Annotated in this window: 26 protein-coding genes; 13 read left to right on the plus strand and 13 right to left on the minus strand. The window is 68.3% G+C overall.

What is annotated here, in order from left to right; genetic code table 11:
• The coding region (locus ACSGDB_RS10200) for an AI-2E family transporter (RefSeq protein ID WP_434994553.1) at positions 1–1115 on the plus strand (1115 nt) is incomplete at its 5' end.
• A gap of 47 nt (positions 1116–1162) precedes the next feature.
• Positions 1163–2044, plus strand: coding sequence for a ribonuclease Z (locus tag ACSGDB_RS10205; RefSeq protein ID WP_434994555.1), 882 nt, complete (start codon positions 1163–1165; stop codon positions 2042–2044).
• A gap of 51 nt (positions 2045–2095) precedes the next feature.
• Here the strand turns inward: ACSGDB_RS10205 and ACSGDB_RS10210 are convergent, their stop codons facing one another.
• Positions 2096–3832 (minus strand): ABC-F family ATP-binding cassette domain-containing protein, encoded by a 1737-nt coding sequence (locus tag ACSGDB_RS10210; protein ID WP_434994556.1) that lies wholly within the window; start codon positions 3830–3832, stop codon positions 2096–2098.
• 209 nt (positions 3833–4041) lie between these two features.
• Between ACSGDB_RS10210 and sigK the strand changes: the two genes are divergently transcribed.
• Together sigK and ACSGDB_RS10220 are read left to right on the plus strand one after the other, a co-directional pair.
• The gene (gene sigK, locus ACSGDB_RS10215; RefSeq protein WP_434994557.1) at positions 4042–4638 is read left to right on the plus strand and encodes an ECF RNA polymerase sigma factor SigK; all 597 of its coding nucleotides are present in this window, start codon (positions 4042–4044) and stop codon (positions 4636–4638) included.
• 89 nt (positions 4639–4727) lie between these two features.
• Positions 4728–5303, plus strand: coding sequence for a dihydrofolate reductase family protein (locus tag ACSGDB_RS10220; protein WP_434994558.1), 576 nt, complete (start codon positions 4728–4730; stop codon positions 5301–5303).
• A gap of 19 nt (positions 5304–5322) precedes the next feature.
• Here ACSGDB_RS10220 and ACSGDB_RS10225 read toward each other — a convergent pair whose 3' ends face one another.
• Together ACSGDB_RS10225 and ACSGDB_RS10230 are read right to left on the minus strand one after the other, a co-directional pair.
• Positions 5323–6339, minus strand: a complete 1017-nt coding sequence (locus ACSGDB_RS10225; RefSeq protein ID WP_434994559.1) for a DUF808 domain-containing protein — start codon at positions 6337–6339, stop codon at positions 5323–5325.
• A 204-nt stretch (positions 6340–6543) separates the two neighbouring features.
• Positions 6544–7374: an SRPBCC family protein gene (locus tag ACSGDB_RS10230; RefSeq protein WP_434994560.1), complete on the minus strand. Its 831-nt coding sequence runs from the start codon at positions 7372–7374 to the stop codon at positions 6544–6546.
• 236 nt (positions 7375–7610) lie between these two features.
• Here ACSGDB_RS10230 and ACSGDB_RS10235 point away from each other — a divergent pair, with 236 nt between their 5' ends.
• Together ACSGDB_RS10235 and ACSGDB_RS10240 are read left to right on the plus strand one after the other, a co-directional pair.
• Positions 7611–8654 carry an AAA family ATPase gene (locus tag ACSGDB_RS10235; protein ID WP_434994562.1) on the plus strand — a complete coding sequence of 348 codons (1044 nt, stop codon included), beginning with the start codon at positions 7611–7613 and terminating at the stop codon, positions 8652–8654.
• Positions 8655–9255: 601 nt separating this feature from the next.
• Entirely contained in the window at positions 9256–10632 is a 1377-nt protein-coding gene (locus ACSGDB_RS10240; protein WP_434994667.1) for a DUF222 domain-containing protein, read from the plus strand.
• A gap of 144 nt (positions 10633–10776) precedes the next feature.
• Here ACSGDB_RS10240 and nrdF read toward each other — a convergent pair whose 3' ends face one another.
• The 4 genes from nrdF to nrdH form a co-directional block, all read right to left on the minus strand.
• A complete protein-coding gene (gene nrdF, locus ACSGDB_RS10245; protein WP_434994564.1) occupies positions 10777–11751 on the minus strand; it encodes a class 1b ribonucleoside-diphosphate reductase subunit beta in 975 nt (324 codons plus the stop codon).
• Positions 11752–12323: 572 nt separating this feature from the next.
• Complete coding sequence (gene nrdE, locus ACSGDB_RS10250; RefSeq protein ID WP_434994565.1) at positions 12324–14483, minus strand: class 1b ribonucleoside-diphosphate reductase subunit alpha; 2160 nt, start codon at positions 14481–14483, stop codon at positions 12324–12326.
• Positions 14480–14950, minus strand: a complete 471-nt coding sequence (nrdI, locus tag ACSGDB_RS10255) for a class Ib ribonucleoside-diphosphate reductase assembly flavoprotein NrdI (RefSeq protein WP_434994566.1) — start codon at positions 14948–14950, stop codon at positions 14480–14482. The genes nrdE and nrdI overlap by 4 nt, the downstream gene beginning before the upstream one ends.
• Before the next feature lie 36 nt (positions 14951–14986).
• On the minus strand, positions 14987–15232 hold the full coding sequence (nrdH, locus tag ACSGDB_RS10260) for a glutaredoxin-like protein NrdH (protein ID WP_434994668.1): 246 nt from the start codon (positions 15230–15232) through the stop codon (positions 14987–14989).
• A 500-nt stretch (positions 15233–15732) separates the two neighbouring features.
• Between nrdH and ACSGDB_RS10265 the strand changes: the two genes are divergently transcribed.
• The 3 genes from ACSGDB_RS10265 (at position 15733) to ACSGDB_RS10275 (ending at position 18835) form a co-directional block, all read left to right on the plus strand.
• The gene (locus tag ACSGDB_RS10265; protein WP_434994568.1) at positions 15733–16671 is read left to right on the plus strand and encodes a LysR family transcriptional regulator; all 939 of its coding nucleotides are present in this window, start codon (positions 15733–15735) and stop codon (positions 16669–16671) included.
• A gap of 752 nt (positions 16672–17423) precedes the next feature.
• Positions 17424–18002: a winged helix-turn-helix domain-containing protein gene (locus ACSGDB_RS10270; protein WP_434994569.1), complete on the plus strand. Its 579-nt coding sequence runs from the start codon at positions 17424–17426 to the stop codon at positions 18000–18002.
• Positions 17999–18835: an SRPBCC family protein gene (locus ACSGDB_RS10275; RefSeq protein WP_434994571.1), complete on the plus strand. Its 837-nt coding sequence runs from the start codon at positions 17999–18001 to the stop codon at positions 18833–18835. The genes ACSGDB_RS10270 and ACSGDB_RS10275 overlap by 4 nt, the downstream gene beginning before the upstream one ends.
• A 31-nt stretch (positions 18836–18866) precedes the next feature.
• On the opposite strand, the gene ACSGDB_RS10280 is transcribed toward ACSGDB_RS10275, so the two are convergent.
• Positions 18867–19781 (minus strand): methylenetetrahydrofolate reductase, encoded by a 915-nt coding sequence (locus ACSGDB_RS10280; protein ID WP_434994572.1) that lies wholly within the window; start codon positions 19779–19781, stop codon positions 18867–18869.
• A 23-nt stretch (positions 19782–19804) separates the two neighbouring features.
• Positions 19805–20869 (minus strand): App1 family protein, encoded by a 1065-nt coding sequence (locus ACSGDB_RS10285; RefSeq protein WP_434994669.1) that lies wholly within the window; start codon positions 20867–20869, stop codon positions 19805–19807.
• Positions 20870–21113: 244 nt separating this feature from the next.
• Here ACSGDB_RS10285 and ACSGDB_RS10290 point away from each other — a divergent pair, with 244 nt between their 5' ends.
• The 3 genes from ACSGDB_RS10290 (at position 21114) to ACSGDB_RS10300 (ending at position 22951) form a co-directional block, all read left to right on the plus strand.
• A complete protein-coding gene (locus ACSGDB_RS10290) occupies positions 21114–21467 on the plus strand; it encodes a hypothetical protein (protein ID WP_434994573.1) in 354 nt (117 codons plus the stop codon).
• A gap of 182 nt (positions 21468–21649) precedes the next feature.
• Complete coding sequence (locus ACSGDB_RS10295) at positions 21650–22039, plus strand: hypothetical protein (protein WP_434994575.1); 390 nt, start codon at positions 21650–21652, stop codon at positions 22037–22039.
• A 33-nt stretch (positions 22040–22072) separates the two neighbouring features.
• Positions 22073–22951, plus strand: coding sequence for an HNH endonuclease (locus ACSGDB_RS10300; RefSeq protein WP_434994576.1), 879 nt, complete (start codon positions 22073–22075; stop codon positions 22949–22951).
• A gap of 46 nt (positions 22952–22997) precedes the next feature.
• Here the strand turns inward: ACSGDB_RS10300 and ACSGDB_RS10305 are convergent, their stop codons facing one another.
• The 3 genes from ACSGDB_RS10305 to ACSGDB_RS10315 all read right to left on the minus strand — a co-directional run bounded on the left by ACSGDB_RS10305 (position 22998) and on the right by ACSGDB_RS10315 (position 24940).
• Complete coding sequence (locus tag ACSGDB_RS10305; RefSeq protein WP_434994577.1) at positions 22998–23276, minus strand: hypothetical protein; 279 nt, start codon at positions 23274–23276, stop codon at positions 22998–23000.
• Positions 23277–23837: 561 nt separating this feature from the next.
• A complete protein-coding gene (locus ACSGDB_RS10310) occupies positions 23838–24335 on the minus strand; it encodes a hotdog fold thioesterase (protein WP_434994578.1) in 498 nt (165 codons plus the stop codon).
• Between the two features lie 38 nt (positions 24336–24373).
• The gene (locus ACSGDB_RS10315) at positions 24374–24940 is read right to left on the minus strand and encodes a sigma-70 family RNA polymerase sigma factor (RefSeq protein WP_434994579.1); all 567 of its coding nucleotides are present in this window, start codon (positions 24938–24940) and stop codon (positions 24374–24376) included.
• A gap of 358 nt (positions 24941–25298) precedes the next feature.
• Between ACSGDB_RS10315 and ACSGDB_RS10320 the strand changes: the two genes are divergently transcribed.
• Positions 25299–26072 carry a GAF domain-containing protein gene (locus ACSGDB_RS10320; protein WP_434994581.1) on the plus strand — a complete coding sequence of 258 codons (774 nt, stop codon included), beginning with the start codon at positions 25299–25301 and terminating at the stop codon, positions 26070–26072.
• Between the two features lie 166 nt (positions 26073–26238).
• Here the strand turns inward: ACSGDB_RS10320 and ACSGDB_RS10325 are convergent, their stop codons facing one another.
• Positions 26239–26664 (minus strand): SRPBCC family protein, encoded by a 426-nt coding sequence (locus ACSGDB_RS10325; protein WP_434994582.1) that lies wholly within the window; start codon positions 26662–26664, stop codon positions 26239–26241.
• Positions 26665–26688 lie beyond the last annotated feature (24 nt).

Below are 26688 nucleotides of genomic sequence, written 5' to 3' on the forward strand. Positions count from 1 at the left end.
CCCTCCCTCGCAGCACCACCGTCCTCCTCGCCCTCGGCGGGGCCACCGCGGCAACGTTCGGGATCGCTGCGATGCGGGACGTCGTCGTCCCCGTGTTCCTGGGCATCATCCTCACCCTGTGCGTCTACCCGCTCCGGCGCCGGATGCATCGGCGCGGCGCCTCACGGGGAGTCGCCACGGCGACGTCGATCGCTGCGGTACTTGCCCTCGTCGCCGGCTTCGCGATGATCCTGGTCTTCGCTCTCGCGCAGTTCTCGGCCCTGCTGCCCCAGTACGCCACCGAGCTGGAACAGGTGGGTGCCGCCCTGTCCGGGCTGCTGGCATCGCTGGGATTCGGCTCCGACCAGGCCGACGCGATCAGCACCGGGTTCACCCCCGAGAACATCACCGCGTTCATCGGTGACGTGCTGGGCGGGGTGACGGCCATGGTGGGCGCCCTCGTGGTACTCCTGACCCTGCTGATCCTCATGGCGGTCGACGCGTCCCGGGTACCGGCGATCCTCACCTACGTGAGACCCCATCACCCCGGACTGGTCTCCGCGCTCACCGGCTTCGCGGCCGGGACCCGCCGCTATGTGATCGCCACGACCGTGCTCGGCCTGGCGCAGGGCGCGTTCAACGCGCTGGTGCTCGTCCTCCTCCAGGTGCCGGGCGCCCTCCTCTGGGGCCTGCTCTCCTTCGTCTGCAGCTTCATCCCCAACGTCGGCTACTTCATCGCCCTCGTCCCTCCGCTGTTCTTCGGCTTCCTCAGCGGAGGCTGGTCGACCGTCGTCGTCGTCATCCTCGTCTACGGGGTGATCAACGGCGCCATCCAGTCCCTCATCCAGCCCAGGTACGTGGGTGATGCGGTGTCCCTCAGCGAGTCGCTGACCTTCATCTCCGTCCTCTTCTGGGCCGTGGTCCTCGGGCCGGTCGGCGCCGTCCTGGCCGTGCCGCTGACCCTGCTGATCCGGTCGATCCTCATCGACGCGGAGCCGTCGGCGGCGTGGCGACGCGCCCTCACCGGGGACGCATCGAACCTGCAGGACATCCTCGAGGAGGAGGACAGCGAGCGGCGCGCCCGACGCGCGGAGCGGAGGGCGAAGCCGTCCTCCCCACCCGGGGGCCGGCACTGAGCGTCCGCACGCTCCCCCGCCCGCCCTTCCGGTGCGAGACTGGCGTCATGCGTGAACTCGTCATCCTCGGCACGTCCTCCCAGGCGCCCACCCGGACCCGCAACCACAACGGGTACTTCCTGCAGTGGGAGCAGGAGGGGATCCTCTTCGATCCGGGCGAGGGCACGCAGCGCCAGCTCATCCACGCCGGCCTCCCGGCGGGCAGGATCAGCCGGATCTGCATCACGCACATGCACGGCGACCACTGCTTCGGTCTGCCCGGCGTCCTCTCGCGCATGGTGCTGGACGGCGTCGACCATCCCGTGCACCTGCACTACCCGGCGTCGGGCGAGGACGTGGTCCGCGCCCTCGTCTTCCTCGCCACCCCCGGCATGGACCTGCACCTGCACCCCCACGGCGCCGCCGGACCCATCGCCCCCGGGCTGGAAGTCGAGCCACTGCACCACCGCGTCGAGTCCTTCGGCTACCGGGTCACCGAACCGGACGGGCGCACGTTCCTGCCGGACCGGCTCGCCGCCGCCGGGATCGCCGGTCCCGATGTCGGACGCCTCCAGCGCGAGGGAAGCCTCGGCACCGTGACGCTCGACGACGTCAGCGTGCACCGGCCCGGACGCCGCTTCGCCTTCATCATGGACACCGCCCTGTGCGACGGCGCGTCCGCGCTCGCCGACGGCGCGGACCTCCTGGTCACCGAGAGCACCTTCAGCGACGACGACGCAGCGCTCGCCGCACAGTACCTGCACCTCACCGCCGGGCAGGCGGGCTCCCTCGCCTCCCGCGGCGGCGCGGCCACGCTGGTCCTGACGCACTTCTCCTCCCGGTACGACGACGTCGGCGTGCTGGCCGCCCAGGCTCGGGCCACGGCGGGTACCGCGACGGTGATCGCGGCCTCGGACCTGGACCGCATCCCGTTCCCGGCGCACCGCTGACTCTCGTGCCGGCGCTGCTGACGCCCTGCCCGACGCACCCTGGCGCGGTGGTCAGCGCGCCGCAGGACCGACCCGCAGCTCGAGGCGCCTGCCCTGCCAGGTGCGCCGCAGCCACCGGTCGTGCGAGGCGACGACGACCGCCCCGGGGTAGCCGGGGATCAGGGCCTCGAGCTTCGTGGCGAGGAGCAGGGAGAAGTGGTTCGTGGGCTCGTCGAGGAGCAGCACGTCGGGAGGGCTCGCCAGCAGGATCGCCAGCGCCAGCCGTCGCTGCTGGCCGACGCTCAGCATCACGACGGGCCGGTGTTCGTCCCGCGGGTGGATGAGCCCGAAGGTGTGCAGCGGGACCCGGTCGCTGTCAGGCCCGACGGCGTCGTCGTAGGCCTGCAGCGCGGTGCGCCCGGGTCCGCGGCCGTACGGGTCGGGGAGGTCGACGTCCTGCGCGAGCAGGCCGACGCGCACCGAGGGCGCCACGACGACCGTCCCGGAGGTCGGCGTCAGGTCCCCGGCGAGGAGTCGCAGGAGGGTCGACTTCCCGGACCCGTTGGGGCCGGTGACGAGCACCTTCTCCCCCGCCCCGAGCACGAGCGACGTCGGCTCGAGGCGTCCGCGTGTTCCGATGTCCGCAGCGGTGAGGACGGCGTCCGCACCCCTGGGGACGGCCGGAGTGCCGGCCGCGGTGAGGCCCTGGAAGCGCAACTCCCGGGGCGGCCTGCGGATCTGCTCCTCCTCGAGGGACAGGAGGCGGGCGGTGGCGTCGTCGACCCTGCGTGACACCGCCTTCGCGTTGCGGTCGGAGTAGAACTTGACGCTGGCGCGTCCTTCCGAGCGGGGCTTCCAGTCCTCGTGGCCCACGAGGTGGCTGTCCGACACGGTCGCGCGAAGCCGCTTCAGCTCCGCCTGCTCGTCCCGGTACCGGCGTTCCCACCGCTCCCGGGCATCGAGCCGCGCATGCACGTAGCCGGTGTAGGTGCCGGTGAAGCGGACGACGCCGATGCCCGTGCCGTCGCCGTCGGCCACGAGGGGTCCGGCGAGCGCCTGCGGCAGTGGCGCGGGGTCGAGGTCGACGAGGGTCGTCACGACGTCGTCGAGGAAGGCGCGGTCGTGGCTCGCGACGAGCACGGGACCCCGCCAGTCCTCGAGGAGGGTCCTCAGGTAGGAGGCGGCGGCGTCGTCGAGGTGGTTGGTCGGCTCGTCCAGGAGGAGCACGTCGGGCGTGCTGAGGAGGAGCCATGCCAGGGACAGGCGGGAGCGCTGCCCGCCGGAGAGCGTCCGCGTCGGCCGGTCCGGCGCGAGCGCGGCGAGACCGAGCCCGGCAACGACGGCGGCGACGCGCGCGTCGACGTCCCACGCACCGACGCGCTCCGCCGTCTCGAGGGCCGCGGCGTACGCGGAGGCGGCCGCCGGCTCCTCTGGGGTGCCGGCAAGGGCCAGGCCTGCATCCGATACGGCGTGCGCGGCGGCGCGCACCGGGGCGACGGCGGTCTCGAGCGCCTCCGCGATGGTGGCGGACGGCGCGAACGGGGCTTCCTGGTGGAGCAGGCCGATGCGTGGTGTCCCGCCTCCGGGAAGCGCCGCGGTGACCGTGCCGGCGTCGGACGTGGTCAGGCCGGCGATGATGCGCAGCAGGGTGGTCTTGCCGGAGCCGTTCTCGCCGATGAGGCCGGTGCGGCTACCGGAGACGGTGAAGGACACATCGGTCAGGACGCGGCGCGCCCCGAAGCTCTTGGAGATGCCGTCCACGCGGAGGTGGGCGGCTGCGGGAAGGGATGGGGAGTGCGAACCGGGCACGGTGATCCTCGGGGCTGGCTGGTGTCCTGCCGGGCGGGAGCCGCGGACGCAGGAGGGAGCGGGGATCTAGGAGAGCACGGCACCACTATAGGGCCGATCCCGGTCCGGTGCGGGGCCCGCCCGGACCGGAGGGCAGCCCCATCCGCTGCCCACCGCATCTCGAAGGGTTAAAGGGGAGAACGAGCCGACGATCGATGGAAGGGACGTGAGTGGGACACCAGGAGGAGAAGACTGACGGTTCGGGTAGCGGGGCGACAATGCCGCACCTGGCGGGGCTCCTGAAGGCGACCGCCGCCCAGGATCATGACGCGTTCGATGAGCTGTACCGGCACTGTTCCGCCCGCGTGTACGGGTTGGTCCGGCATCTCATCAGGGACCGCGAGCTCAGCGCGGAGGTCACCCAGGAGGTCTTCCTCTCGGTGTGGCAGCAGGCATCCCGGTACGAGGAGCACCGCGGGCACCCCATGACGTGGCTGATGACCATCACCCACCGCCGGGCCGTCGACCGGATCCGGTCGGAGGAGTCCGGCAGGCTGCGCGGCCATGTGTGGTCGTCGAAGAACCACGGCCCCTCTCATGACCCGGTAGCCGAGGACATCATCATGCGGCAGGAGCACCAGTCCGTTCGGGACTGCCTGGACCGACTGTCGGGCCGGCAGCGCGAGGCCGTGGATCTCGCCTACTACCGGGGCCTCACCTACGCCGCCGTCGCCGAGGAGCTCGGAGTCCCCGTACCGACGGCGAAGACGCGCATCCGGGACGGGCTGCGCATCCTGCGGGGCTGCCTCGCCGAGGGGAACGAGTAGCCGACACCCGAGTCGCACCGCTGACATCGTGGTGCCCGCTCCGTCTCACCTGATATCACTGGACGACGGCATCGATCGTGGGAGGTTTCATGGCACGGGAACTTGTGTGGACGGGATTCATGACGCTCGACGGCGTCGTCGATTCTCCCGGCGGGGAGGTCGAAGGGCACCGCAGCGGTGGGTGGGTCTTCACCACCGACTTCGTCCCGGAAGCGTTCGCACTCAAGGGCGAGGAGCTCGACGAGACGACGGCGCTGATGTTCGGGCGTCGCAGCTACGAGGCGTTCGCGCCCATCTGGCCGGGATCGGAGGACCACGCCGCGTACAAGGAGCTCCCGAAGTACGTCGTGTCCGGCACTCTCGGCGAGGACCAGCTCGTGGGCGGTTGGGGGCCGACGGAGATCATGCGGACCCTCGACGACGTCGCTGCGCTGAAGAAGGGCGACGGGGGCGCGATCTTCATCCACGGGAGCGCCGAGCTGGCGAGGAATCTTGCCGATGCCGATCTCATCGACCGCTACAACCTCCTGGTGTTCCCTGTACTCCTCGGCGCGGGCAAGCGTGTCTTCACCGCGGCGGACCGTGATCAGCAGAGGCTCCGCCTGAGGGACTCCGCGTCGTACTCCAACGGCGTCGTGAAAGTCGTGTACGACGTCGTGCGCTGAGCATTTGCGAGCGGTTCGGTTAGGACGTGTACTTCGTGCTGCCCTTGCCCGACCGATAGCCGGCGACGGCGGCGCGGATGTCGCCCTCCTCGTGCTCGCCCTTCTTCCCGAATGGCAGCGCCTTGAGCAGCGGGTGCACGATGGCCAGGACGATGAGTCCCCACGCGAGACCGAGGATGGCCGAGCAGAGGGTGTTCACGAGCCACGCCAGGAGGCCGCCCACGACGGGGATGCCGACGAACGGCGACTCGAGGGCATGTACGACGTCGTACGGCAGGTGCCAGCCGAGGTCGTAGGCGCCCTGCAGCATGATGTGGCCGCCCACCCAGAGCATGGCGATCGTCCCGATGAACGTGATGCCGGCGAGGACCGCGGGCATGCCCTTGACGAGCATGGTGCCGAGTCGTTGCGTGCGTTCGGAGTCCTTGGTCGTCAGGTGCAGGCCGATGTCGTCCATCTTGACGATGAGCGCGACGGCGCCGTACACGAGGACCGTGATGGCGATGGCCACGACGACGAGGATGATGGCGCGAGCCCAGATGGACTCGTCGGACACCTCGTTCATGGAGATGACCATGATCTCGCAAGACAGGATGAAGTCGGTGGTGATGGCGCCCTTGGTCACCTTGGCCTCCGCCTCGGGACCGCGAGCGCTGGCCGGCGCCTTCTCGGCCTTGTGGCCCCGGACCTTGTGCCAGACCTTCTCGGCACCCTCGTAGCACAAGTAGGTGCCGCCCAGCATGAGGATGAACGGGATGACCGCCGGGATGAAGGCGCTGATGAGCAGGAGCGCCGGCAGGATGATCAGCAGCTTGTTCCGGAGCGAGCCCCAGAAGATCCGCTTGATCATCGGCAGCTCGCGCGACGGCTCGGACCCGGAGACGTACTGCGGGGTGACGGCGGCGTCGTCGATGACCACACCGGCCGCCTTGGTGCCCGCCTTGGCGGCACCGGCGGCGACGTCGTCGACGGAGGCGGCCGCGATGCGGGCGATCGCCGCGACGTCGTCGAGCAGGGCGACGAGACCGCCGCTCACAGGAGGACCCCGGACCGCTCGGCGGCGGACGGCTGGACACGGCGGCGCCGGGCGAGGTGTGTCATAAGCATCCTTCGAGTATAGGAGGGCGGACGGTCCCGGTCAGTCGCGGGATGCCGTGGACAGCAGGCAGCCACCCACCTCCTGGCGGAGCTGGGTGGCTGCCTGCGATCGTTTCCCTGCGGGGTGGATGGTGCCCGGTGGCTAGAGTGCGCCGCCGGTGGTGCGGTTCTTGTTCAGCAGCGGGTCGTTCAGGGCATCCGTACCGGTGCCGCTCGCCGTACCGGTCGATGCCGGGTCCACGTCCTCGGCGGGCAGGAGGACATCCTCGGTGCTGCGCGAGAGCACGGCGTCGTCCGTCGTGTAGACCTCGGGTGCGACGTCGGTCACCGGAGTGAGCGTGACGTCTTCCTCGACGACGGTCGTGTCGTCGTCGTTCTTCTTGCTGGCGGCAACCCCTGCGGCTGCCGCAGCAGCCGCAGCGAGACCGACGCCGGCGGCTACCTTGCCGGAGACACCCGCCTTGCCGCTGTCGCCGCGGGACGCTGCAGCATCCTCGACGCTGGTCTCACCGACGAGGCCGGGGGAAACCGTCCCGCGCCAGGCACCGGTCGCGTAGCCCTCGTCCTCGATGAAGGCCTTGAAACGCTTGAGGTCTCCCTCGGCCTGATTGTCGACGACGTTGAGCTTGTCGCCGATCTTCTCGACAAGGCCCTCGGCCTCGTACTCGAGCACGAGGTGAACCTGGGTCTGTCCGCCACCGATGTCCTCGAAGGAGACCGTTCCGGCGTTCGTGGCACCTTCGGTCGCGGCCCAGGACACCTTCGTGTCGGGAACCTGCTCCAGGATGGTGGCGTCCCACTGACGGCGGACGCCGCCGATCTCGACGACCCAGTTCAGACGCTGGTTGTCGAGCTGGGTGACGGACTTGACGCCGCCCATGAAGTGGGGGAATTCTTCGAACTGAGTCCACTGGTTGTAGGCAATGCTCACCGGGACGTTGACGAGGATGCTCTTTTCGACCTTCGTGCTCATGGCGTCTCCTTCAGGTTGGGACAAGTTGCAGCTGGCGATACGATGACAACCGATCGTATTCATCAGCCTACTTAGTATAACGCAACCGTGACCTTCGTGGGTAGCCGGCAGACACGCACTTCGTATGCCCGCGGATCTACAGTGGATCAGGACCCCAGGAACCCGGCCGGTCGGCGCTCCGGTCCACCCACCGCGCATCGTGCACCCGCGGCGCGCACCCACCCCAGGAGGAACTCATGGCGGCCAGCCGCAATCCACTCGACGAGTTGCGTGAGACGCTCGGGAATCTCGCCGACCAGATCAAGCTGCCCGGCTCGGAGCGGGGCGACGACCGCGTGGGTGAGTTCTTCAGTGCGCGGCCGGGACCGGCGCGACCCCTCGCGGAGGTGCAGGCCGAACTGGACGCCCTCGTGGGGCTGGAGAGCGTCAAGGAACAGGTGCGGGCGCTCGTGGCGCTCCTCCAGGTGCAGGCGCGCCGCAAGGCGCACGGGCTGCCGGAGGTGGCCACGTCCCAGCATCTGGTGTTCCTCGGCAATCCCGGCACCGGCAAGACCACCGTCGCGCGGCTCCTGGCGGAGATGTACCGCGCGGTCGGGCTGCTGCAGAAAGGCCATCTGGTGGAGGTCGACCGGTCGGCGCTCGTCGGCCAGTACGTCGGCGCCACGGCGATGAAGACGGACCGGGTGATCCGCCGGGCGCTGGACGGCGTCCTGTTCATCGACGAGGCCTACGCGCTGTTCCCGGACGACGGCCGGATGGACTTCGGCCCGGAGGCGATCGAGGTCCTGCTCAAGCGGATGGAGGATCACCGGCATCGGCTGGTGGTGATCGTGGCCGGCTATCCGCGCCTCATGGAGTCCTTCCTGCTCTCGAACCCCGGGCTGCGGTCCCGATTCGCGCGGGAGATCACCTTCCCCGACTACTCGGTGGATGCGCTCGAGACGATCTTCAAGCAGATGCTGGCCCAGCACGAGTACACCCTGGAGGCCGGGGCCGACGAGATGTTGCGCCGCATCCTCGCCAACATCCATGCCGGCGAGGACTCGGGTAACGCCCGGTTCGCCCGCACGCTGTTCGAGCAGTCGCTGAACCGGCAGGCGCTTCGGCTGTCACGCGATGAGGGACGCAGTCTCGACACCCTCGACCGCGACGACGTCATGACCCTCACCAGCGACGACCTCGTCGAGGCCGCGCAGGCGCTGGGCGAGGTGCCCGAGCCGGAGCCGCAGCCCCCGGTGGCGCCCCAGCATTCGCGCTGGAACTGGCGCAACTGGCCGTAGCAGTAGTTCTCGTCGGCCGGATCTCGGCTGTTTCTCGTCGGACGGTTCTCGTCGGCTGTTTCTCGTCGGCGGGAACCCGTCGGCGGGCGCTCGTCGGCCGCACACGCGGCGTGCACTGCCCCCCACCGTGTGGGGCCTGTCCTTTCTCTCGGGTGCACCCCAACGGTCCGGTTCGACCCTCACTTCCGCTCGCCAGGCACCGGCGGTGACGCGGGTCGCTCCGCGATTGCAGCGGGCTCAGTGAGGCGGAAAAGTCACCGAAAAACCCTCGACGCGAGGGGCCGATCGCCACCAAAAATGTCAGTGGCGGCGGGGACAATTCAGTATGGACAGCAGCCGGAATGCTCCGCATGAAGCGACCGTCATCGGTGGCAGTTCACGGCCGGCTTGTATTCCCTCGACTGCCGTCCACGGAACACCCTTCTCCTCCGGCGTGGCCCCGTCCGACACGGTCTCCCCCGCTGCGACGTCGCTTGTAACTGTCTCGTCCGGCGCGTCTCCTGTCCCCTGCGCGCCTACTGGGCCCGTTCCCAGCGCTGAAACGGCCCCCAGTAGCTCGACCGGTGTTCTGCCTCCGGCGCCAGCTGATCGGGTGAGGGAGCTGGTCGGCGCGGTGCGGTCGTTGCCGCTCAGGGCGGGTGACGCCACTGGCGCTGCAGTCGGCGCGGACGGCGCTGAACTGATCGATCTCATCGGTGCGCTGGAGGAGTTGAAGTCCGCGATCGCCGGCACCCAGGCCCGGGCCGCGATTGCGTTCGACCTCGCCCAGCGCCGGGCGCAGGCCGCCGCTGGTGTCCCGGTCGGGGAGCGGGGTAAGGGGGTGGGTGCGCAGCTCGCCCTGGCCCGGCGGGAGTCCCCGGCCCGCGGTAGTCGGCTGCTGGGGCTGGCGCGGGCGCTGGTGACGGAGATGCCGCATACGATGGCGGCCCTGGAGGCGGGGCAGTTGAGTGAGTGGCGGGCGACGCTGCTGGTCCGGGAGACCGCCTGCCTGTCCGCGGCGGACCGGTGCGCGGTCGACGACGAGCTGGCCGCCGACACGGGGACCTTCGACGGCGCCGGGGACAGGACACTCATTGCCGCGGCGCGAGCGGCGGCGTACCGGCGGGACCCGCGCAGCGTGACCGAGCGGGCGGCCCACGCTGCCCGGGACCGGCATGTGAGTCTGCGTCCGGCCCCGGACACCATGACGTACCTGACCGCCCTCCTCCCGGTCGCCCAGGGCGTGGCGGTGCATGCGGAGCTGACCCGGCACGCCGACACCCAGCGCGCCGCAGGGGACCCGCGGAGCCGGGGCCAGCTGATGGCCGACGCCCTCGTCGAGCGGACCACCGGGACACCGGGTGGGTTCTCCCGGGTCGAGGTGCAGCTGATCATGACCGACAGGGCCCTGTTCCAGGGCGACAGCGAACCGGCGCGGCTGCCGGGGTACGGGATCGTCCCCGCCGGCTGGGCCCGCGACCTCCTCACCCAGGACAAGGCGAAGCAACAGGTCTGGCTCCGCCGCCTTTACACCGCACCGTCCAGTGGGGAGCTGATCGCCGCCGACTCCCGGGCCCGGCTGTTCACGGCCGGGCAGCGCCGCTTCCTTCAGGCCCGCGACCATCTCTGTCGGACCCCGTACTGCGACGCACCGATCCGGCACTACGACCACATCATTCCCTGGCACGCCAACGGACCCACGAGCCTCGCCAACGGGGCAGGGCTCTGCGAAGCTTGCAACCACACCAAGGACCTCGACGGCTGGAGGGCCACAGCACCCCCCAGCAGCAACCCCGGCCCCATCCCCGGACCCAGTGCCCGGCACGCCCTCACCATCAGCACGCCCACCGGCCACACCTACTCCTCCACCGCACCACCCCTCCCCGGCAGCTACCAGGCTCCGCTGCCCGAAGACACGCTCACCCAACGAAGACCGGCCACGCGACGGAGAACCAAGGCGGCCCGTCAGGCGCGCCCGGCAGAAGTGTTTATCGCCTGAACCACCAGAGTGTGGAATTTTGCGGCGAACTCAATACCTACAGCGTGTCGCTCCGATGGAGCTTCGCGAGATCGCAGCTTGCTGGAAACAGAGCGGCCCCGCACGCAGCGCGTGCGGGGCCGCTCAGGCCAGGGGGCGCCGGTACTAGAAGTCCCAGTCCTCGTCCTCGGTGTTCACGGCCTTGCCGATGACATATGAGGATCCCGAGCCGGAGAAGAAGTCGTGGTTCTCGTCGGCGTTCGGGGACAGCGCCGAGAGGATCGCCGGGTTCACGTCGGTCACGGAGGACGGGAACATCGCCTCGTAGCCCAGGTTCATCAGCGCCTTGTTGGCGTTGTAGTGCAGGAACTTCTTGACGTCCTCGGCCAGGCCGACGGAATCGTAGAGATCGTGCGTGTACTGGACCTCGTTCTCGTACAGCTCGAAGAGCAGTTCGAACGTGTAGTCCTTGAGCTCCTGGCGGCGCTCCGGCGTCGCACTCTCCAGCCCACGCTGGAACTTGTACCCGATGTAGTACCCGTGCACGGCCTCGTCACGGATGATCAGGCGGATCAGGTCAGCGGTGTTCGTGAGCTTGGCGCGCGAGGACCAGTACATCGGCAGGTAGAAGCCGGAGTAGAACAGGAAGGACTCGAGCAGCGTCGAGGCGACCTTGCGCTTCAGGGGATCGTCGCCACGGTAGTAGTCGGTGACGATGTGCGCCTTCTTCTGCAGGTTCACGTTCTCCGTGGACCAACGGAACGCCTCGTCGATCTCCTTGGTGGAGGCCAGCGTGGAGAAGATGGACGAGTAGCTCTTGGCGTGCACCGACTCCATGAACGCGATGTTCGTGAGCACGGCCTCCTCGTGCGGGGTGACCGCATCCGGGATGAGGCTGACCGCGCCGACCGTCGCCTGCACGGTGTCGAGCAGGGTCAGTCCGGTGAAGACGCGCATGGTGAGCTGCTGCTCCTCCGGGGCCAGCGTGGCCCACGACTGCACGTCGTTGGACAGCGGCACCTTCTCGGGCAGCCAGAAGTTGTTCACCAGGCGGTTCCAGACATCCACGTCCTTGTCGTCCTGGATACGGTTCCAGTTGATGGCCTGGACGTGGTCTACGAGCTTCAGCTTCTCGCTCATGATGTGTTCCTTGTCTGGTTTGCAACTTTGGGTCGCTCTGATGTTTCGCTTGCTGCCCTAAGTCGGCTTCTTCGAACGCTCGACATGAGTAGGAGGGGAGGCAATTGTCGCAGCCCCTCCTACTCATCAGCGGCTAAAGCACCGCTTACGTCCCGCTACTTCGATTCTTTCACGGTTGTGCGAGGACTCGCCTTCCCATGCTTGGCGGTGACGTATCGTCCCGTGATTGCGCTTCGGTAAGATCCCTTGGCCATGATGGAAACTCCTTTCTGACTATCAATGCTCACAAGCTCCGACCAACGCAATCAGCGAGGACGGACCGTGATCCGGATGGTGCGGCGAATAGTACGTCGTACTACTGGCACTGCGACCACCTCCCTTCTTGGGGAGTGCCCGGCGGAGGGTCGTCGACCGACGACCAACGACTCCTGTAAGCTTGACAGTCCAAGGTTGATCTTTGGAAAGTCTCGCTACCGGGACTTCTTGAGGGGTCGTGTTACAGCACGACCCCTCAAGCCTTTAAGTACTTCGACAGTTCAAGTGGTGCAGTCGTCGAAGCCAAATTTAGTTGCCTAGAGCATGCAGCTGACGCAACCCTCAACCTCGGTCCCTTCCAGCGCGAGCTGGCGGAGACGGATGTAGTAGACGGTCTTGATGCCCTTGCGCCAGGCGTAGATCTGCGACTTGTTGATCTCACGCGTGGTGGCGGTGTCCTTGAAGAACAGCGTCAGGGACAGACCCTGATCCACGTGCTGCGTCGCAGCGGCGTAGGTGTCGATGATTTTCTCGTAGCCGATCTCGTACGCGTCCTGGTAGTACTCCAGGTTGTCGTTGGTGAGGTACGGCGCCGGGTAGTACACGCGGCCCAGCTTGCCTTCCTTGCGGATCTCGATCTTCGACGCCACCGGGTGGATGGAGGACGTCGAGTTGTTGATGTAGGAGATCGAGCCGGTCGGCGGGACGGCCTGCAGGTTCTGGTTGTAGATGCCGTGCTCCATGACCGAGGCCTTCAGCGCACGCCAGTCCTCCTGCGTGGGGATGTGCACATCGGCGAACAGCTCACGCACGCGCGGCGTCTCCGGCTCCCACACCTGGTCGGTGTACTTGTCGAAGAACTCGCCACTGGCGTACTTGGACTTCTCGAAACCGGCGAACGTGCGCCCGGTCTCGATGGCCATCAGGTTCGACGCCCGGATGCAGTGGTACACCACGGAGTAGAAGTAGATGTTCGTGAAGTCCAGGCCCTCCTCCGAGCCGTAGTGGACGCGCTCACGGGCGAGGTAGCCGTGCAGGTTCATCTGGCCGAGGCCGATGGCGTGCGAGGCGTCGTTGCCCTTGGCGATCGACGGGACGGAGCCGATGTTGCTCATGTCCGAGACGGCCGAGAGAGTGCGGATCGCGGTCTCGATGGTCCGCCCGAAGTCGGGCGAATCCATGGTCTTCGCGATGTTCAGCGAGCCCAGGTTGCAGGAGATGTCCTTGCCCACCTCGTCGTAGGACAGGTCCTCGTTGTACGTGGTGGGCTCGGAGACCTGGAGGATCTCGGAGCACAGGTTGGACATGATGATCTTGCCGTCGATCGGGTTGGCCCGGTTCACCGTGTCCTCGAACATGATGTACGGGTAACCGGACTCGAACTGGATCTCGGCAAGGGTTTGGAAGAACTCGCGGGCCTTGATCTTGGTCTTCTTGATCCGGGCGTCGTCCACCATCTCGTAGTACTTCTCGGTGACCGAGATGTCGGAGAACGGCATGCCGTAGACCTTCTCGACGTCGTACGGCGAGAACAGGTACATGTCCTCGTCGCGCTTCGCGAGTTCGAAGGTGATGTCGGGGACGACGACGCCGAGGGACAGCGTCTTGATGCGGATCTTCTCGTCCGCGTTCTCCCGCTTGGTGTCGAGGAAACGGTTGATGTCCGGGTGGTGCGCGTGCAGGTACACGGCGCCGGCACCCTGGCGGGCGCCGAGCTGGTTGGCGTAGGAGAAGCTGTCCTCGAGGAGCTTCATCACGGGGATGACGCCCGAGGACTGGTTCTCGATCTGCTTGATCGGCGCTCCGACCTCGCGGATGTTGGTGAGGGCGAACGCGACGCCGCCGCCGCGCTTGGAGAGCTGCAGGGCCGAGTTGATGGAGCGGCCGATCGACTCCATGTTGTCCTCGATGCGCAGGAGGAAGCAGGAGACGAGCTCGCCGCGCTGGCGCTTGCCGGCGTTGAGGAACGTGGGGGTGGCCGGCTGGAAGCGGCCGTCGATGATCTCGTCGACCATCTGCTCGGCGAGCTGCTCGTTGCCGCGGGCCAGGTGCAGGGCGACCATGCACACGCGGTCCTCGTAGCGCTCGAGGTAGCGCTTCCCGTCGAACGTCTTCAGTGTGTACGAGGTGTAGTACTTGAAGGCGCCGAGGAACGTCTCGAAGCGGAACTTCTTGGCGTAGGCGCGCTTGAAGAGGTCCCGGATGAAGTTCATCGTGTACTGGTGGAGCGTCTCGCGCTCGTAGTACTCGTTCTTCACGAGGTAGTCGAGCTTCTCCTCCAGGTCGTGGAAGAACACCGTGTTGTTGTTCACGTGCTGGAGGAAGTACTGGTGCGCGGCCTCGCGGTCGGCGTCGAACTGGATCTCGCCGTTCGGCCCGTACAGGTTGAGCATGGCGTTCAGCTCGTGGTAGCCCATGTCCTTGAAGCGGTCCGCCGTCGCTGCGGGAGCACCCGCCTCTGTCTCTGCAACACTCATGTCCAAAACTCTTCCAATCCTCGGGTTACGCGGTCCACGTCCTCGGACGTGCCCATGACTTCAAATCTGTAGAGAACGGGGACGTTGCACTTGGCGGCGACGATGTCGGCCGCCAGGCAGTAGGTCTCACCGAAATTGGTGTTACCGGCCCCGATCACCCCCCTCAGGAGGTTGCGGTTCTGCTCGTTGTTCAGGAACTTCACGACCTGGCGGGGCACCGCACCGTTGCCGGTGGTCCCGCCGTAGGTGGGAAGGACCAGGACGTACGGCCGGGCTGCCCGCAGCGTCGGCTCCCTGGTGAGCAGTGGCATGCGGGCGGCCCGGACCCCCAGCTTCTCGACGAAGCGGTGGGTGTTGTCGGAGACCGACGAGAAGTAGATCAGCGGGGCATCCGTGACCGGCCCCTCAGCGTCCCCGGCAGCAGCCGGTTCAGCGGGGGCGGCTCGGTGGTCCATGGTGGTGGCCATGTCAGGATGCCTCGCGGCGATCCCCGGAGGGATCGGTCAGGCTACCGAGCTGACGACGGCGTCAGCCAGCGAGTTGATCTTGTCGGGGCGGAAGCCGGACCAGTGGTCGTTGTCCGTGATGACCACGGGGGCCTGCATGTACCCCATGGAACGCACGCGCTCGAGGGCGGCCGGGTCCTGCGAGATGTCGACGCTCTGGTATGCGATGCCCTTCTTGTCGAGCGCGCGGTAGGTGGCGTTGCACTGTACGCAAGCCGGCTTCGTGTACACCGTGACGGTCATGTCCTGGTCCCCTTTTCCTCTACTACTCATACGAGTTCCTATCGATGAACAGCTGCTGTGTCATGAGCGGCGCGCGACCCCGGAAGGGGAAGAAATCCGGGGATTCCCGCGTCTGGCAAGCCCATGCCGTCCAGCGGCTGCTTCTGTCCTCCGATACTACATCTAGTGCAGCCGCGTGATGCCAACCCCTAGATGATGTATTACAAGTATGTCATTCGGGCGGTTCGTAGTCCACACGATGTCCACAGATCAGCGCCCAGCGGAACCCCGGAATCGAGCCGATCGGCGCCCTCATGGGCCCGTCGTCCACAGCTCTGTGGAGGACTTCCACACAGGCAGAAAAAGTTCGTGTCGCGTTGCTCACGGCGTGTCGCGAGGGACGGACGGCACCACACCGGGAACCGGTCCCGTGTCGCCTCCGGCAAGGGGGCCGCAGGTAAGCTCGACGGGATCCGTGTTCGCACCGACCCGGTCGGGACGACGGAGAGGGAGAGTGCTCGATGATCAACCCGATCCACCTGCGGACTCTGCTCGAGGTGATCCGCCACGGGTCCTTCAGCGGCGCCGCCACCAGCCTCGGCTACACGGCGTCGGCGGTGTCGCAGCAGATGTCGGCACTGGAGCGTGACACCGGCGCCGTCCTCTTCACGCGTTCGGCCCGCAGCGCCGTCCCCACGGACGCCGCCGTCGCCATGTCCCGCCATGCCGCGAAGATCCTCACGGACATCGACGCACTCCTCGCCTCCACCGCCCGCGCCGGGTCCGGGCCCGCCCACGAGCTACGCCTCGGCATCTTCCCCAGCCTCGCCACGTTCGCCCTGCCGAGGCTGCTCCGCATGCCCGAGTGGCAACGCCTCGGAGTGTCGCTGCGCGTGTTCGTCGGGGAACCCGCCCACACCATCCAGGGGCTGCGCACGGGCGGCGACCTCGACCTCGCGCTCGTCTACCAGGTGGGCCAGGCCGGTCTCGCCTGGCCGTCGACGCTCGGCCGCCAGTGGATCGGTGACGACGACTTCCGCGTCATCCTGCCCGCGAGCTGGGGCATCCGCAGCGGCGCGCGGATCAGCGCCGACCAGCTGGCCGACATGCCCTGGATCATGCACCACCCCGGGACCGCGGACGCCACCGTCATCGAACGGCTCTTCGCGAGCTGCAACCTCCACCCCCGCATCAGCGCGTACTGCGACGACTTCAATGCGAGCCTCGAACTCACCGCCGCGGGCCTGGGCGCCGCCCTCGTACCCGAGCTCGCGATGGTCAACCGGCCCGAGGGCATCGTGACCCTCGACGTGCCGGAGATCAGGCTCGCCCGCAGCATCTTCGCGCTGCGCACGGGCGACGCCGACGACGCCCGGGTGCGCCTCTTCCTCGATCATCTGGCCGACATCCTCCGCACGCAGAGCATCGCGCCCCGGCATACGACGACGGACCGCGCCTGAGCCGCATCCCCCGGAGCGCGGGGGCACGAGGGGCGGACGCCCCGGGCCGGGCACGCACCGCCGGCCGCTCGGTACGGTCTCGGGTGGTCCGAAGCAGGACGTTCTCCTCTGCGGCCGACCCGGGCCCGACCCTAGGCTTCACGGCGAGGGTGGGAGTTCTCATCCGACACGCGCTTCCGACCACGGGGGCGGCCACGATCGAGGCAGGAGCGGAGGCCACGGGCTCATGGAAGATCCGATCGAGAGTCTGACGAAGTCGGTGCCGTCCTGGGGGACGAAGATGGCGTTCGGCGAGAGCAGCACGGTGGGCGGACGAGAGGTGGTGCCTGCCGCACTGGTTCTGTTCGGCTTCGGAGGCGGCGGCGGTTCCAGCACGTCGCATCAGGGCGCACAAGCCCCGGAGGGTGAGGGCTCGGGCGGTGGTGGCGGTGGCTGGGTGCTGCCGATCGGCGCGTACGTGGAAGGCCCGGATGGTCCGACGTTCCAGCCGAATCCGGTTGCCCTGATCCTCGCGTGCGTGCCGCTGCTGACTGCAGCCGGATGGACGTTGGCGAGGATCATCAGGGCCACGCGATCGGGCCGCCCGTCCGCCCCCTGGCGACGGGCGACCCCGCGAGCACGCCGCAGGCCCCCGTGTGGATTCGCGCCGTCCGGGCAAGCCGACCCGAGGTCGAGACGGAGATGCACCTGACACCCCACTCGGAACCCAGGGGGTATTGACAATAATTATTGTCAAGGATCATCGTGGTGGTATGCACGACGTCGAAGTCATCGAAAGCACCGGTGCGGCCGCTGCCGTCCTGGATCCGGTCCGCGCCAGACTGCTCGGGGAGCTGGCCGTTCCGGCCTCCGCCGCCGAGCTCTCCGCCCGGGTCGGCCTCACGCGCCAGAAGATCAGCTACCACCTCAAGGCGCTCGAGTCGCACGGTCTGGTGGAGCTGGTCGAGGAGCGTAGGCACGGGGGCATCACCGAGCGGGTCCTGCGCGCGTCGGCGGCGTCCTATGTCGTCTCACCGGCGGCGGTCAGCGCCTCCGCGGCCGATCCGGATGCCAACGACGACCACCTGTCGGCGGGATACCTCGTCGCTCTGGCCGGCCGCCTGGTGCGCGAGGTCGGCGCGCTGGTACGCCGAGCCGACGCACGCGGCACGGCGCTGCCGACCCTGACCATCGACACGCAGATCGGCTTCCGGTCGGCCGCCGACCGCGCAGCCTTCGCCGATGATCTGACCGCTGCGGTACTCGACCTGGCCGCGCGCTACCACCATGACGACGGGCGTCCACACCGGCTCGTCGTCGCCGCACACCCACGTCCCGAGGAGAACCGATGAACACGATCCCGAACGTCCCGTACCGCCTCGAATTCAGCGTCGAGGTCCCGGGGGCCCCGGAGCAGGTCTGGCAGGCCATCGCCACCGCCAAGGGGATGAGCGCCTGGTTCCTGCCGACCGAGATGGAGGAGCGCGAGGGCGGCTCGCTGCACTTCAGCATGGGCCCCGAGATGGGCTCGGACGGCCACGTCACCCGCTGGGACCCACCACGCCGCATCGTCTACGAGGAGGACTGGGCCACCCTCATGGGCAAGGACCCGGATGCGCTCAGCCCGCTGACGTCGGAGTTCCTCGTCGAAGCCCAGTCAGGCGGCTCCTGCGTGGTGCGCGTCACCAGCAGTGGCTTCGGCACCGGCGCGGCCTGGGAGTCCGAGTTCTGGGAGGACATGGGCGCCAACTGGATGCCGTTCTTCGACAACCTGCGGCTCTACCTCACGCACTTCCCCGGCCAGGAGGCCACCCAGCTCGAGGCCACCGCCTCCCACCCCGGCGACGCGGACACGCTCTGGTCCACCCTGCAGGACGCACTCGCGCTGGGCACAGAGGGGACGGCGGTCGAGATCCGCGGTGCTACCGGCAGGGTCGAGCGTGTCGGCGAACGGCAGGCGCTGATCCGGCTCACCGCGCCCGTCCCCGCGATGCTCAGCGTCTTCGCCTACGGCGAGAGCGCCGATACTGCGACGGCGGGTGCGCGCGCCTACGTGTTCTCCGCCGACGCGGCGGACTACGTCCGGCGCGAGGAACCGGCCTGGCAGGACTGGCTGCAGCAACTGGAGGTCCCGGTCCTCGACGCGGCCGACGGCGTACCCGCCCACCCGGCGGGCACGAAGTGATGAGCGACGAGACCTGACCAGGCCTCCCCTATCAGAGGGACGCGGGCAGGCCGGCCAGCGGCGGTCGCTCCAGATCGAGCGCGTCGAGGACGTCCAGGGCGGCCGCATGCTCGTTGAAGGTATAGAGATGGATGCCGGGGGCGCCGTCGTCCAGCGCCGCCCGCGCGAGGTCGACGGTGGCCGCGACGCCCACGCGGCGGCGTGCACTGTCGGAACCGGCGCCCTCGAGCCGGGACCACAGGGCGTCGTCGACGTCGATCCCCGCGAGACTGCTCAGCTTCTTCAGCCGGCGCGTGCTCGTCAACGGCATGACGCCGGGAATGATCGGGATGGTGACCCCCGCACGGCGCGCGCGGTCGACGAGCCCCGAATAGTCGGAGGGGTGGAAGAACACCTGGGTGATCGCGAAATCCGCGCCGGCGGCCTCCTTCGCCAGGAGCACCTGGACGTCCTGCTCCAGGCTCGGCGAATCCGGGTGGCGGGTCGCGTACGCCGCGACGCCCACCGAGATGCGGCCGGCTGCGAGCTGCGCGGTCCGCCCGGCCTCGACCTCACGGATGAGCCGGACGAGCCCGTCGGCGTGCTCGACCTCGTCCGGCACCGGTTCGGCGTCGTCCGGCATGTCCCCGCGCAACGCGAGGATGCCCCGCACGCCGCCGCCGATCATCCGGTCGACGATCTCCGTGAGCTCCTCCCGACCGGTCCCGACGCTCGTCAGGTGGGCCAGCGGCTTGAGCGTGGTCTCGGTGAGCAGGCGCCGCAGGAGCGCGAACGCGGTGTCCCGGTTGCTGCCGGCCGCCCCGTAGGTCACGGAGACGAAGTCGGGCCGCGTGTCCTCGAGCCGCCGGATGGTGGTCCAGAGGGAGTCCTCGGCCTCGGCGTTCCGCGGTGGGTACAGCTCGTAGGACAGCGCCGGGTAGGCCGGTGCCGGCGTGGAATCCGTCATGATGGTCTCCCCCGGGCGGCCGGTCAGTCCGATTCTTCCGCGATCTCGCCCTCTTCGGGTACGTCCGCGGAGCGCACGGTGTCCCCGATGATGCCCATCTCCTCGAGTCGGGCGGACATGCCTGCACCGTCGGGGGCGTAGATCCACTGGACGCCCGGCGTCGGCTGGACGCCGTTCTTCGAGCGGCCACCGGCGAGCACCGCCTCGCTCGCGGAGAGCTGGCGGATCGCGATGGCCCGCACGTTCTCCGGATGGCGCCGGGCGAATTCCGAGTAGATCGCCTCGTCGTGCTGGCCGTCGTCGCCCACGAGCAGCCACTTCATGCCGGGGAACTCCTCGGCCAGCCGTTCCAGGGAGGCCCGCTTGTGCTCCTGGCCGCTGCGGAACCACCGGTCGCGGGTGGGCCCCCAGTCGGTGAGCAGCTTGGGACCCGCCGGGTAGAGGTTGCGGGAGAGGAAACGGGACAGCGTCGGCGCCACGTTCCACGCCCCGGTGGAGAGGTACAGCACCGGAGCCGACGGGACGGTCCGCACGATCCGCTCGTAGAGCACGGCCATGCCGGGGGTGGGCGTGCGCGCGTGCTCGTCCAGCACGAAGGTGTTCCAGGCGGCGAGGAACGGGCGGGGCAGTGCCGTGACCATGACGGTGTCGTCGATGTCGGACACGACCCCGAACCCGGTGCCGTCCGCGACGATCCGCACGGGCGCCTCGACCGTCCTGGAACCGCCCGTCTGGAGCGTGATGTTGTGCCATCCGGCGTCGAGGGACACCGGGATCCGGACGTCCACCACACCCCCACGGTCCGCCTCGACGTCGTGCACCGTCTCGCCGATGGTCACATGCACGACGGCGTGGGCCACCGGCGCGCTCGTGAAATTACGCCAGCCGCGCATCCCCTCCTGCAGCGGCTTCAGGCGGCCCTCCTCCGACCCGGGGACGGCGTCCCTCGGATCGCTGAGGACCACGCGCGCCAGGACCCGCACCCATGACGTCGACCCGTAGCCGGTGTAGGGGATCACGGTCTCCACCCGTCCACGGCGGATGGCCAGCCGGGTCTGGAAGCGGAGCCAGGCGTCGTCGAGGCGCATGGCGACATGCCGCTCCTCGCCGGGAGGTGTCGCGGCACCGCTCGGGCTGGTCGAACGCGCGTGCGGTTTCAGGGAGGATAGGCGCATGGTCCCAGTCTGGCATGACCCGCCGTGGCCGACGAGCGGGCGCTTCGCAGGTCACGGGCGGCTAACGACTTCGCGTTCGGGATCGGGCGGACTTGTCGGTGGAAGCGGCGACTGCGACGCTTGAATCTCACTTCAGCCAACGATCAGCGGGGACGTCATGGCAGCCGAATGGGAACAGACGAGCGTGCATCTCAAGGAAGACCCTGTGCTGCGCAGCTGGGCGACCGAAGCCGGACAGGATCCCGAGACGACAGCGGTCGACCTCGCCCATGCCATCCGGTTCGGCCGGGCGCAGTCGGCGCTCGAAGCCGTGGCAGCAGGTGGAGTGGGGCTGACGGCGGACCATGCGCGCGCCCTGCACTTCGCCAACGAGATGGCGGAACTGCGGCATTATGAACCGCTGATCGCAGTCGACGCCGGACTCCCCGTCCTGGCCCCCGGCGTGCGCGAGGTGATCGGCAGCTTCGACAGCCTGCTGCTCTGGGACGATCAGCCGCCCTGGAAGCTGTGACACCGCCCGCTCCCTGACGGGATTGCCGGGAAGTCCCCCGACGGTCCACCCATCCGCGCCGGACACGGCGTCGAACCCTCTCCGGTCCGCGCTCCTGCGCGACCTGCCGCCCGCCCGTGACATCCGGGCTCGGTGGCGCTCTTCTCTGCGCGGTGAAGCGCGTGATTCAGGGGGTCTCTCGGATGGACGCGAACGTGATGCAGCGGTGTGCTGCGCGGGGGCTCGCGGACCGGCGGACGGGACGATTCACCCTCACCGACTCGCCACGAATGATCCGCCTGTGCTGGCTGCCGCGCATCAGGATCGACCGTGACGACATCGCGAGCGTCGGAACCATCCTGGCCGCGTGCGGCTCCCCGGCCCTCCCCCTGCTGGTGGAGGTCACGACGCTCAAGGAGATCTCGTGGGAGGCCAGGACCGCCATCCTCGCCCACGAGTTCCCCGCCAGGGTCGCGGTCCTCGGGGCTGACGCCGTCGACCTCGTGCTCACCGCCTTCCTCGTGAAGGCCCGCGCCGAGGTGCGCTTCTTCACCGCGCGGGACGAGGCCGAGGGGTGGTTGCAGCAGGGCTGAACCCTGCAGGCGGACATCTGGCACACTCGACCCATGTCGGCAGTGATCATTCCCTGGAATCCCGGCGAACCCCCGTGGGACCGCCCGTACGCGGCGGACGTCGACGCCGTGCGGCGTGACGGCGTCGTCCGGCAGCACTGGACCCTCTCACCCGGCGTCGCCTCGCCGGTCGTCGCGGTGCGCGGCATGGAGGTGTGGCTGGTGATCCTCACGGGTCCGCCGGCCGCACAGGGCCTGATCGGTCACGGCATCCTCGCCGCCGTCGGCGCCCCGGGGGCGGAGCACGTGACGACGACGCCGGTGGAGATCGACTTCGACGCACTCCTCCCCTACGGCGATCAGCTGCCGCTGCCGCGGCTCGTGGACCGCGTGCCCGGGGTCCTGGCCGCGGTCGGGCGACCGGTCGTGATCGATGGCACGGACGAGGCCGCGATGCGTGCCGTGTGGCGGGAGGCCTGCCTTCCGGACGCAGGGTCCCTCGAGCCCGCCCCGGGATCCCTGCCGCCGACCGCGTGCACACGGGTGCAGGCCAACCGGTTCGAGCGCGACCCGGAGATGCGCAGGACGGTGGTCGCCCACCGAGGAGCCGCCTGCCACGCCTGCGGCCTGGATTTCGAGCAGAGATACGGGCTCGACGGCGACGCCCTGGTGCAGATGCACCACATCACCCCGCCGGAGTACGTCGACGCCGACTACGACGTCGACCCGCTCGTCGACCTCGTCCCGCTCTGCCCCACATGCCACGTGGTCGCGCACAGCCGGTGGCCCCGCCCCTACGGCGTCGGTGAACTCAGGGAGATGCTCGCCCGGAGCGGCTTCCTGAGCGGGACGGCGCTGACCGCCGAGCAGCTCGCTGCGGAGGCGGCGGCGGCGCGGATCCTCGGTGCGTCGTCGGACCCAAAGGATTCATGACGCCCCGCTCCCCCGCTCGCTGCTACCGGATGCCGCTGCGTCCCGGTCAGGACGCGACGACGTCGATGCCGGCAAAGCGCTTCGTCGCCTCGAACGCGGGGCCGCCCAGCCCGTGATCCGCCACGTAGGTCAGGATTCCGTAGGCACCCGGCGGAAGATCCGACGCAATCGTGATGGTGAGGCTGTAGTTCCCTCCGGCGTCGGCGACAGCCCTCTGCTCGTCCATCACGAAGCTGTCAGTCTGTTCGATCCCGAGGCTGATGTGGATCTGCTGACCGGGCTCGTAACCGCTGCCATGGATCGTGAACGAGGCGCCCTGCGCCACGGTCACCCTCACCGCACCCCATTCGGGATGGGGCGTCACAGAGGCGACCTCGATCGGCGACGGCTCGGAGACGCTGGTGGGCGCTGGAGCCGGAGCAGCCGGTGCTGGAGCCGGAGCGGGTGGAGCAGCCGGAGCCGCCGGCTCCATGGACGGCGTGGTGGAGGGGGTCGCGGACGGTGCCGCGGAGGGAGTCCTGGACGGTGCGGCGGAGGCCGTTGCCGGCGATGCCGAGGACGCGCTGGGCGACGACGACTCAGTCGAGGCGGTGGGCTCGGGAGCCGCTGCAGGTTCGTCGGCGGGGCCGGCGCATCCTACGAGCAGCACGGCGACAGAAGCGAGGGCGACGAAAGAAGGCAGTTTTGGCATTGTCGGAGGTTCCTGAGAAAGAAGTGGCATGACGAGGAATCACCCGGCAAGAACCTTGCACTACGTCATCCCCCACGGCGGACATTACCTTCGAAGGAATTACCCGGATATCTTTCGGAGTCGAAGTGCTGCAATCGTTATGCGTGGGCCCCATGGCCGCTCCCGCGCGAACTCTGACCGTTATCGGACTTCGTACTACTTGCCGCGGTATCCGGGGTTGGGAATGGTGCGGGAGCGGCCGCGCATCTCGGCGACGATTTCGTCCCCGCCGTCGGCGGTCTCCTGCGTGACGCGGATGTCAAAGAGTCCGCTCCTGCCATTCAGTCCGACCAAACCGGCACGGGCGATCAATGTGCGTCCCGCGAATCCGGGATTGATGAAATTGACGTCCAGGCCCGACGCCACCGTGACCGTGCTTCCGTCGCCGTTCGGATCATTGCAGGCAAGGGCGAATGCAACATCGGCGAAGGCGGTCACCATTCCGCCCTGGGCCACGCCGTACCCGTTGAGCATCTCCTGGCGCAGCTGCATGCGGATCAGCACGTCGCCGAACTCGGCCCGCAGCACCTCCACACCCAGCCATGCGGCGGCGCGATCGTTCACGAAGGCCGGATGCACCGGTGCCGCCCGGGGCATCGGTTCGGTACTGCCGCCGGCATCGGTGTCGGTCGAACTGTGCTGGATCTTCGTCATCAACGTCCTGTCAGTGGTGCTTACTGGACCCCGGCTGCCTAGCGAGCGTCGGTTCCGTGTTTCGCCTCGATCACCACACGGAGCTTCTTCATCCCGTCCCGAATCCGTGTCTTCACGGTGGACGCGGGAAGCCCGAGGCGCTCGGCCACTTCCGTATAGGTCAGATGGGAGAAGTAGGCCAGGGAGATCGCCTGATACTGCCTGGGCGACAGGACGGCCATGGCGTCCCGCACGGTCGCCACATCCTGGCGTACCAACACCGCGTCCGCGACGTCGTCCGTCCCGGCAGACCCGTTCCGCCGCGCCCATTTGTCATCCCGCTCCCGCCGCGAGGTGTCTGCCCGAAGCCGATCCACCGCACGGCGATGCGCGAGGGTCATCAACCACGACATCGGATGGCCCAGCTCCGGCCGATACCTGTCGCCCTGCTCCCACACCATCAGGAACACCTCCTGCGTCACCTCAGCGCAGCTCTCCGGATTCTGCAGCGTCCTTCGCACCACCCCGTACACCCTGCGAGCGCATTGCTCGTACAGGATCTGGAAGGCTCCCTGGTCCTTGCCTCCCACCGCAACAAGGACCGCGGTCAGATCAGGAGCGCTCATGCCTGCGTCTCCTGCAACACAAGCAGAAGCGCTTTCGACTCCGGATGATCTGCGCGGCTCCACGGTGAAACCACCGCTGGAGGGAGACAGGATGGAAGAGATGACGAGACTTTCTGAGCGAGACCGAGACCAGGGCGATTGTGCCGCACCCTCTGCCCTGAATGTAATCCGTCTCACAAGGCTTCGTCCACCACCCCCGTCGACACGGAGCGTCGGGGACGGCGGCGTCATGGACGTGGCCGACACTTTCGGGCATGGGAGATGCTGTTCCACTGCGCTGGTTTAATGAGAGCCTGCGGGCCGCCTTGGGAAGCCCCCCTCCAGGGCCGGAGGACATCGGTGAAATGGAGGTAGCAGTATGCGCGGACGCCCGCAGCGGGCCCTCATGCTCCAGGCAATAGCCGCAGCGGCACTGGACATCGACCACATCATGGAGCGCTACCTCGCCGACGGCGGGACTGTTCCCGTCGCGACCGTTCGTGAGTACCTGAGTGGTTCGGTCGAGCTGTCGGCGCGCGACTCCAACCTGCTCGCCGATGTCGTCAACGTGCTCGGCCAGACATCACCGGCGCTCCCGGTCCCTCACGACGCCCACGACGCCGCCGACGGTTCGCCCGAAATGTCATGGCGCGAACTGGGGGCCTCCGGTGCGTTCCTGCTGTCCGACGCCGAGAAAGAACAGGCACGCCTCGACGCCGTCACGCGTACGCACCTTCTCGACACCGGCCCCGAGGAACGTTTCGACCGGATCACCCGCAACGCGCAGCAGCGCTTCCAGGTCAGCACTGCGATCGTCACCCTCATCGACGACGAGCGGCAGTTCCTGAAATCCGTCATCGGGCCGGTGGAGCAGAACATGCCGAAAGCCCGGTCCTTCTGCAGCACCGCCATCGAGAATTCACGACCACTCATCATCCGTGACACGTTCCACGACGAGAAGTTCAAGTGGAGCCCCCTCGTCCTGGGCGATCCTTTCATCCGCTTCTATGCCGGCTACCCGCTCCGAAGCCCCGACGGATGGACCGTCGGCACCCTCTGCGCCATCGACCAGCGAGCACGTCCATTCTCACCATCCGACGAGCATTCCCTTCGCCGCCTCGCGCTGATCGCCGAACATGAGCTCGCCGCCTGACCTCCGCCCGGCGTCCTGTAGCTGAGAGTCAGCACCGGCCGGTCGCGTTCCGGCGATCCCCACGAGGAGGCCGGCATTCCTGGCAGCTCGGACGCCGGTGGTGGGACTACGACCCGCTCTACGCTTGACCTCTCGAAGATGTCCCTCTCCACAGCGCATCGGAATCTCACCGCTGGTGCTCCGCTGCCGATCCCTTGCGGGGAAGGTTCCTCATCAAGTCTTCGAGACGATCGAGGTCGGCTTCGACCATCTCGATGTCCCGCGCGAACTCCTCATCGCTGGTCCCGAGCTGACGAAGTGTGAAGATCACCTCGGCGCCGTCCGGGTGGGGGAAGACGCGCATCGGATTCGTGGTGATGGCGCCGGACGGCAGGACGACGTCGTGATCGAGGACCCCGAACCGGTTCCGTTCCACAAACCGGATCCGCACGCGCCCCATCGGTGACTCCACAGTCAGATCCGCGCCGTCCTGCACCGGCTTGGACCGCGCAAGACCGGCCGCCCAGAGCGGTAGGTTGCCGACGTCCGCCGCGAAATCGTAGACAGCCGTCGGGGATGCCCTGATGACCCGGCTCACGTGGTGACTCCTCATGGGTCAAGCCTTACACCGCGGCTC

It is taken from the genome of Arthrobacter sp. Ld5 (assembly GCF_051172775.1).
GTDB lineage: Bacteria > Actinomycetota > Actinomycetes > Actinomycetales > Micrococcaceae > Arthrobacter_D.

What these genes read in the sequence shown, in the direction of transcription:
- ACSGDB_RS10320 (WP_434994581.1), top strand. Translation starts at nt 25,299, where the DNA reads ATGCGCGGACGCCCGCAGCGGGCCCTCATGCTCCAGGCAATAGCCGCA.
- nrdF (WP_434994564.1), bottom strand. Translation starts at nt 11,751, where the DNA reads ATGAGCGAGAAGCTGAAGCTCGTAGACCACGTCCAGGCCATCAACTGG.
- ACSGDB_RS10295 (WP_434994575.1), top strand. Translation starts at nt 21,650, where the DNA reads ATGGACGCGAACGTGATGCAGCGGTGTGCTGCGCGGGGGCTCGCGGAC.
- ACSGDB_RS10235 (WP_434994562.1), top strand. Translation starts at nt 7,611, where the DNA reads ATGGCGGCCAGCCGCAATCCACTCGACGAGTTGCGTGAGACGCTCGGG.
- ACSGDB_RS10220 (WP_434994558.1), top strand. Translation starts at nt 4,728, where the DNA reads ATGGCACGGGAACTTGTGTGGACGGGATTCATGACGCTCGACGGCGTC.
- nrdE (WP_434994565.1), bottom strand. Translation starts at nt 14,483, where the DNA reads ATGAGTGTTGCAGAGACAGAGGCGGGTGCTCCCGCAGCGACGGCGGAC.
- ACSGDB_RS10230 (WP_434994560.1), bottom strand. Translation starts at nt 7,374, where the DNA reads ATGAGCACGAAGGTCGAAAAGAGCATCCTCGTCAACGTCCCGGTGAGC.
- ACSGDB_RS10205 (WP_434994555.1), top strand. Translation starts at nt 1,163, where the DNA reads ATGCGTGAACTCGTCATCCTCGGCACGTCCTCCCAGGCGCCCACCCGG.
- nrdH (WP_434994668.1), bottom strand. Translation starts at nt 15,232, where the DNA reads ATGACCGTCACGGTGTACACGAAGCCGGCTTGCGTACAGTGCAACGCC.
- ACSGDB_RS10265 (WP_434994568.1), top strand. Translation starts at nt 15,733, where the DNA reads ATGATCAACCCGATCCACCTGCGGACTCTGCTCGAGGTGATCCGCCAC.
- ACSGDB_RS10310 (WP_434994578.1), bottom strand. Translation starts at nt 24,335, where the DNA reads ATGACGAAGATCCAGCACAGTTCGACCGACACCGATGCCGGCGGCAGT.
- ACSGDB_RS10275 (WP_434994571.1), top strand. Translation starts at nt 17,999, where the DNA reads ATGAACACGATCCCGAACGTCCCGTACCGCCTCGAATTCAGCGTCGAG.
- ACSGDB_RS10270 (WP_434994569.1), top strand. Translation starts at nt 17,424, where the DNA reads ATGCACGACGTCGAAGTCATCGAAAGCACCGGTGCGGCCGCTGCCGTC.
- ACSGDB_RS10280 (WP_434994572.1), bottom strand. Translation starts at nt 19,781, where the DNA reads ATGACGGATTCCACGCCGGCACCGGCCTACCCGGCGCTGTCCTACGAG.
- ACSGDB_RS10315 (WP_434994579.1), bottom strand. Translation starts at nt 24,940, where the DNA reads ATGAGCGCTCCTGATCTGACCGCGGTCCTTGTTGCGGTGGGAGGCAAG.
- ACSGDB_RS10290 (WP_434994573.1), top strand. Translation starts at nt 21,114, where the DNA reads ATGGCAGCCGAATGGGAACAGACGAGCGTGCATCTCAAGGAAGACCCT.
- ACSGDB_RS10285 (WP_434994669.1), bottom strand. Translation starts at nt 20,869, where the DNA reads ATGCGCCTCGACGACGCCTGGCTCCGCTTCCAGACCCGGCTGGCCATC.
- ACSGDB_RS10325 (WP_434994582.1), bottom strand. Translation starts at nt 26,664, where the DNA reads ATGAGGAGTCACCACGTGAGCCGGGTCATCAGGGCATCCCCGACGGCT.
- ACSGDB_RS10300 (WP_434994576.1), top strand. Translation starts at nt 22,073, where the DNA reads ATGTCGGCAGTGATCATTCCCTGGAATCCCGGCGAACCCCCGTGGGAC.
- nrdI (WP_434994566.1), bottom strand. Translation starts at nt 14,950, where the DNA reads ATGGCCACCACCATGGACCACCGAGCCGCCCCCGCTGAACCGGCTGCT.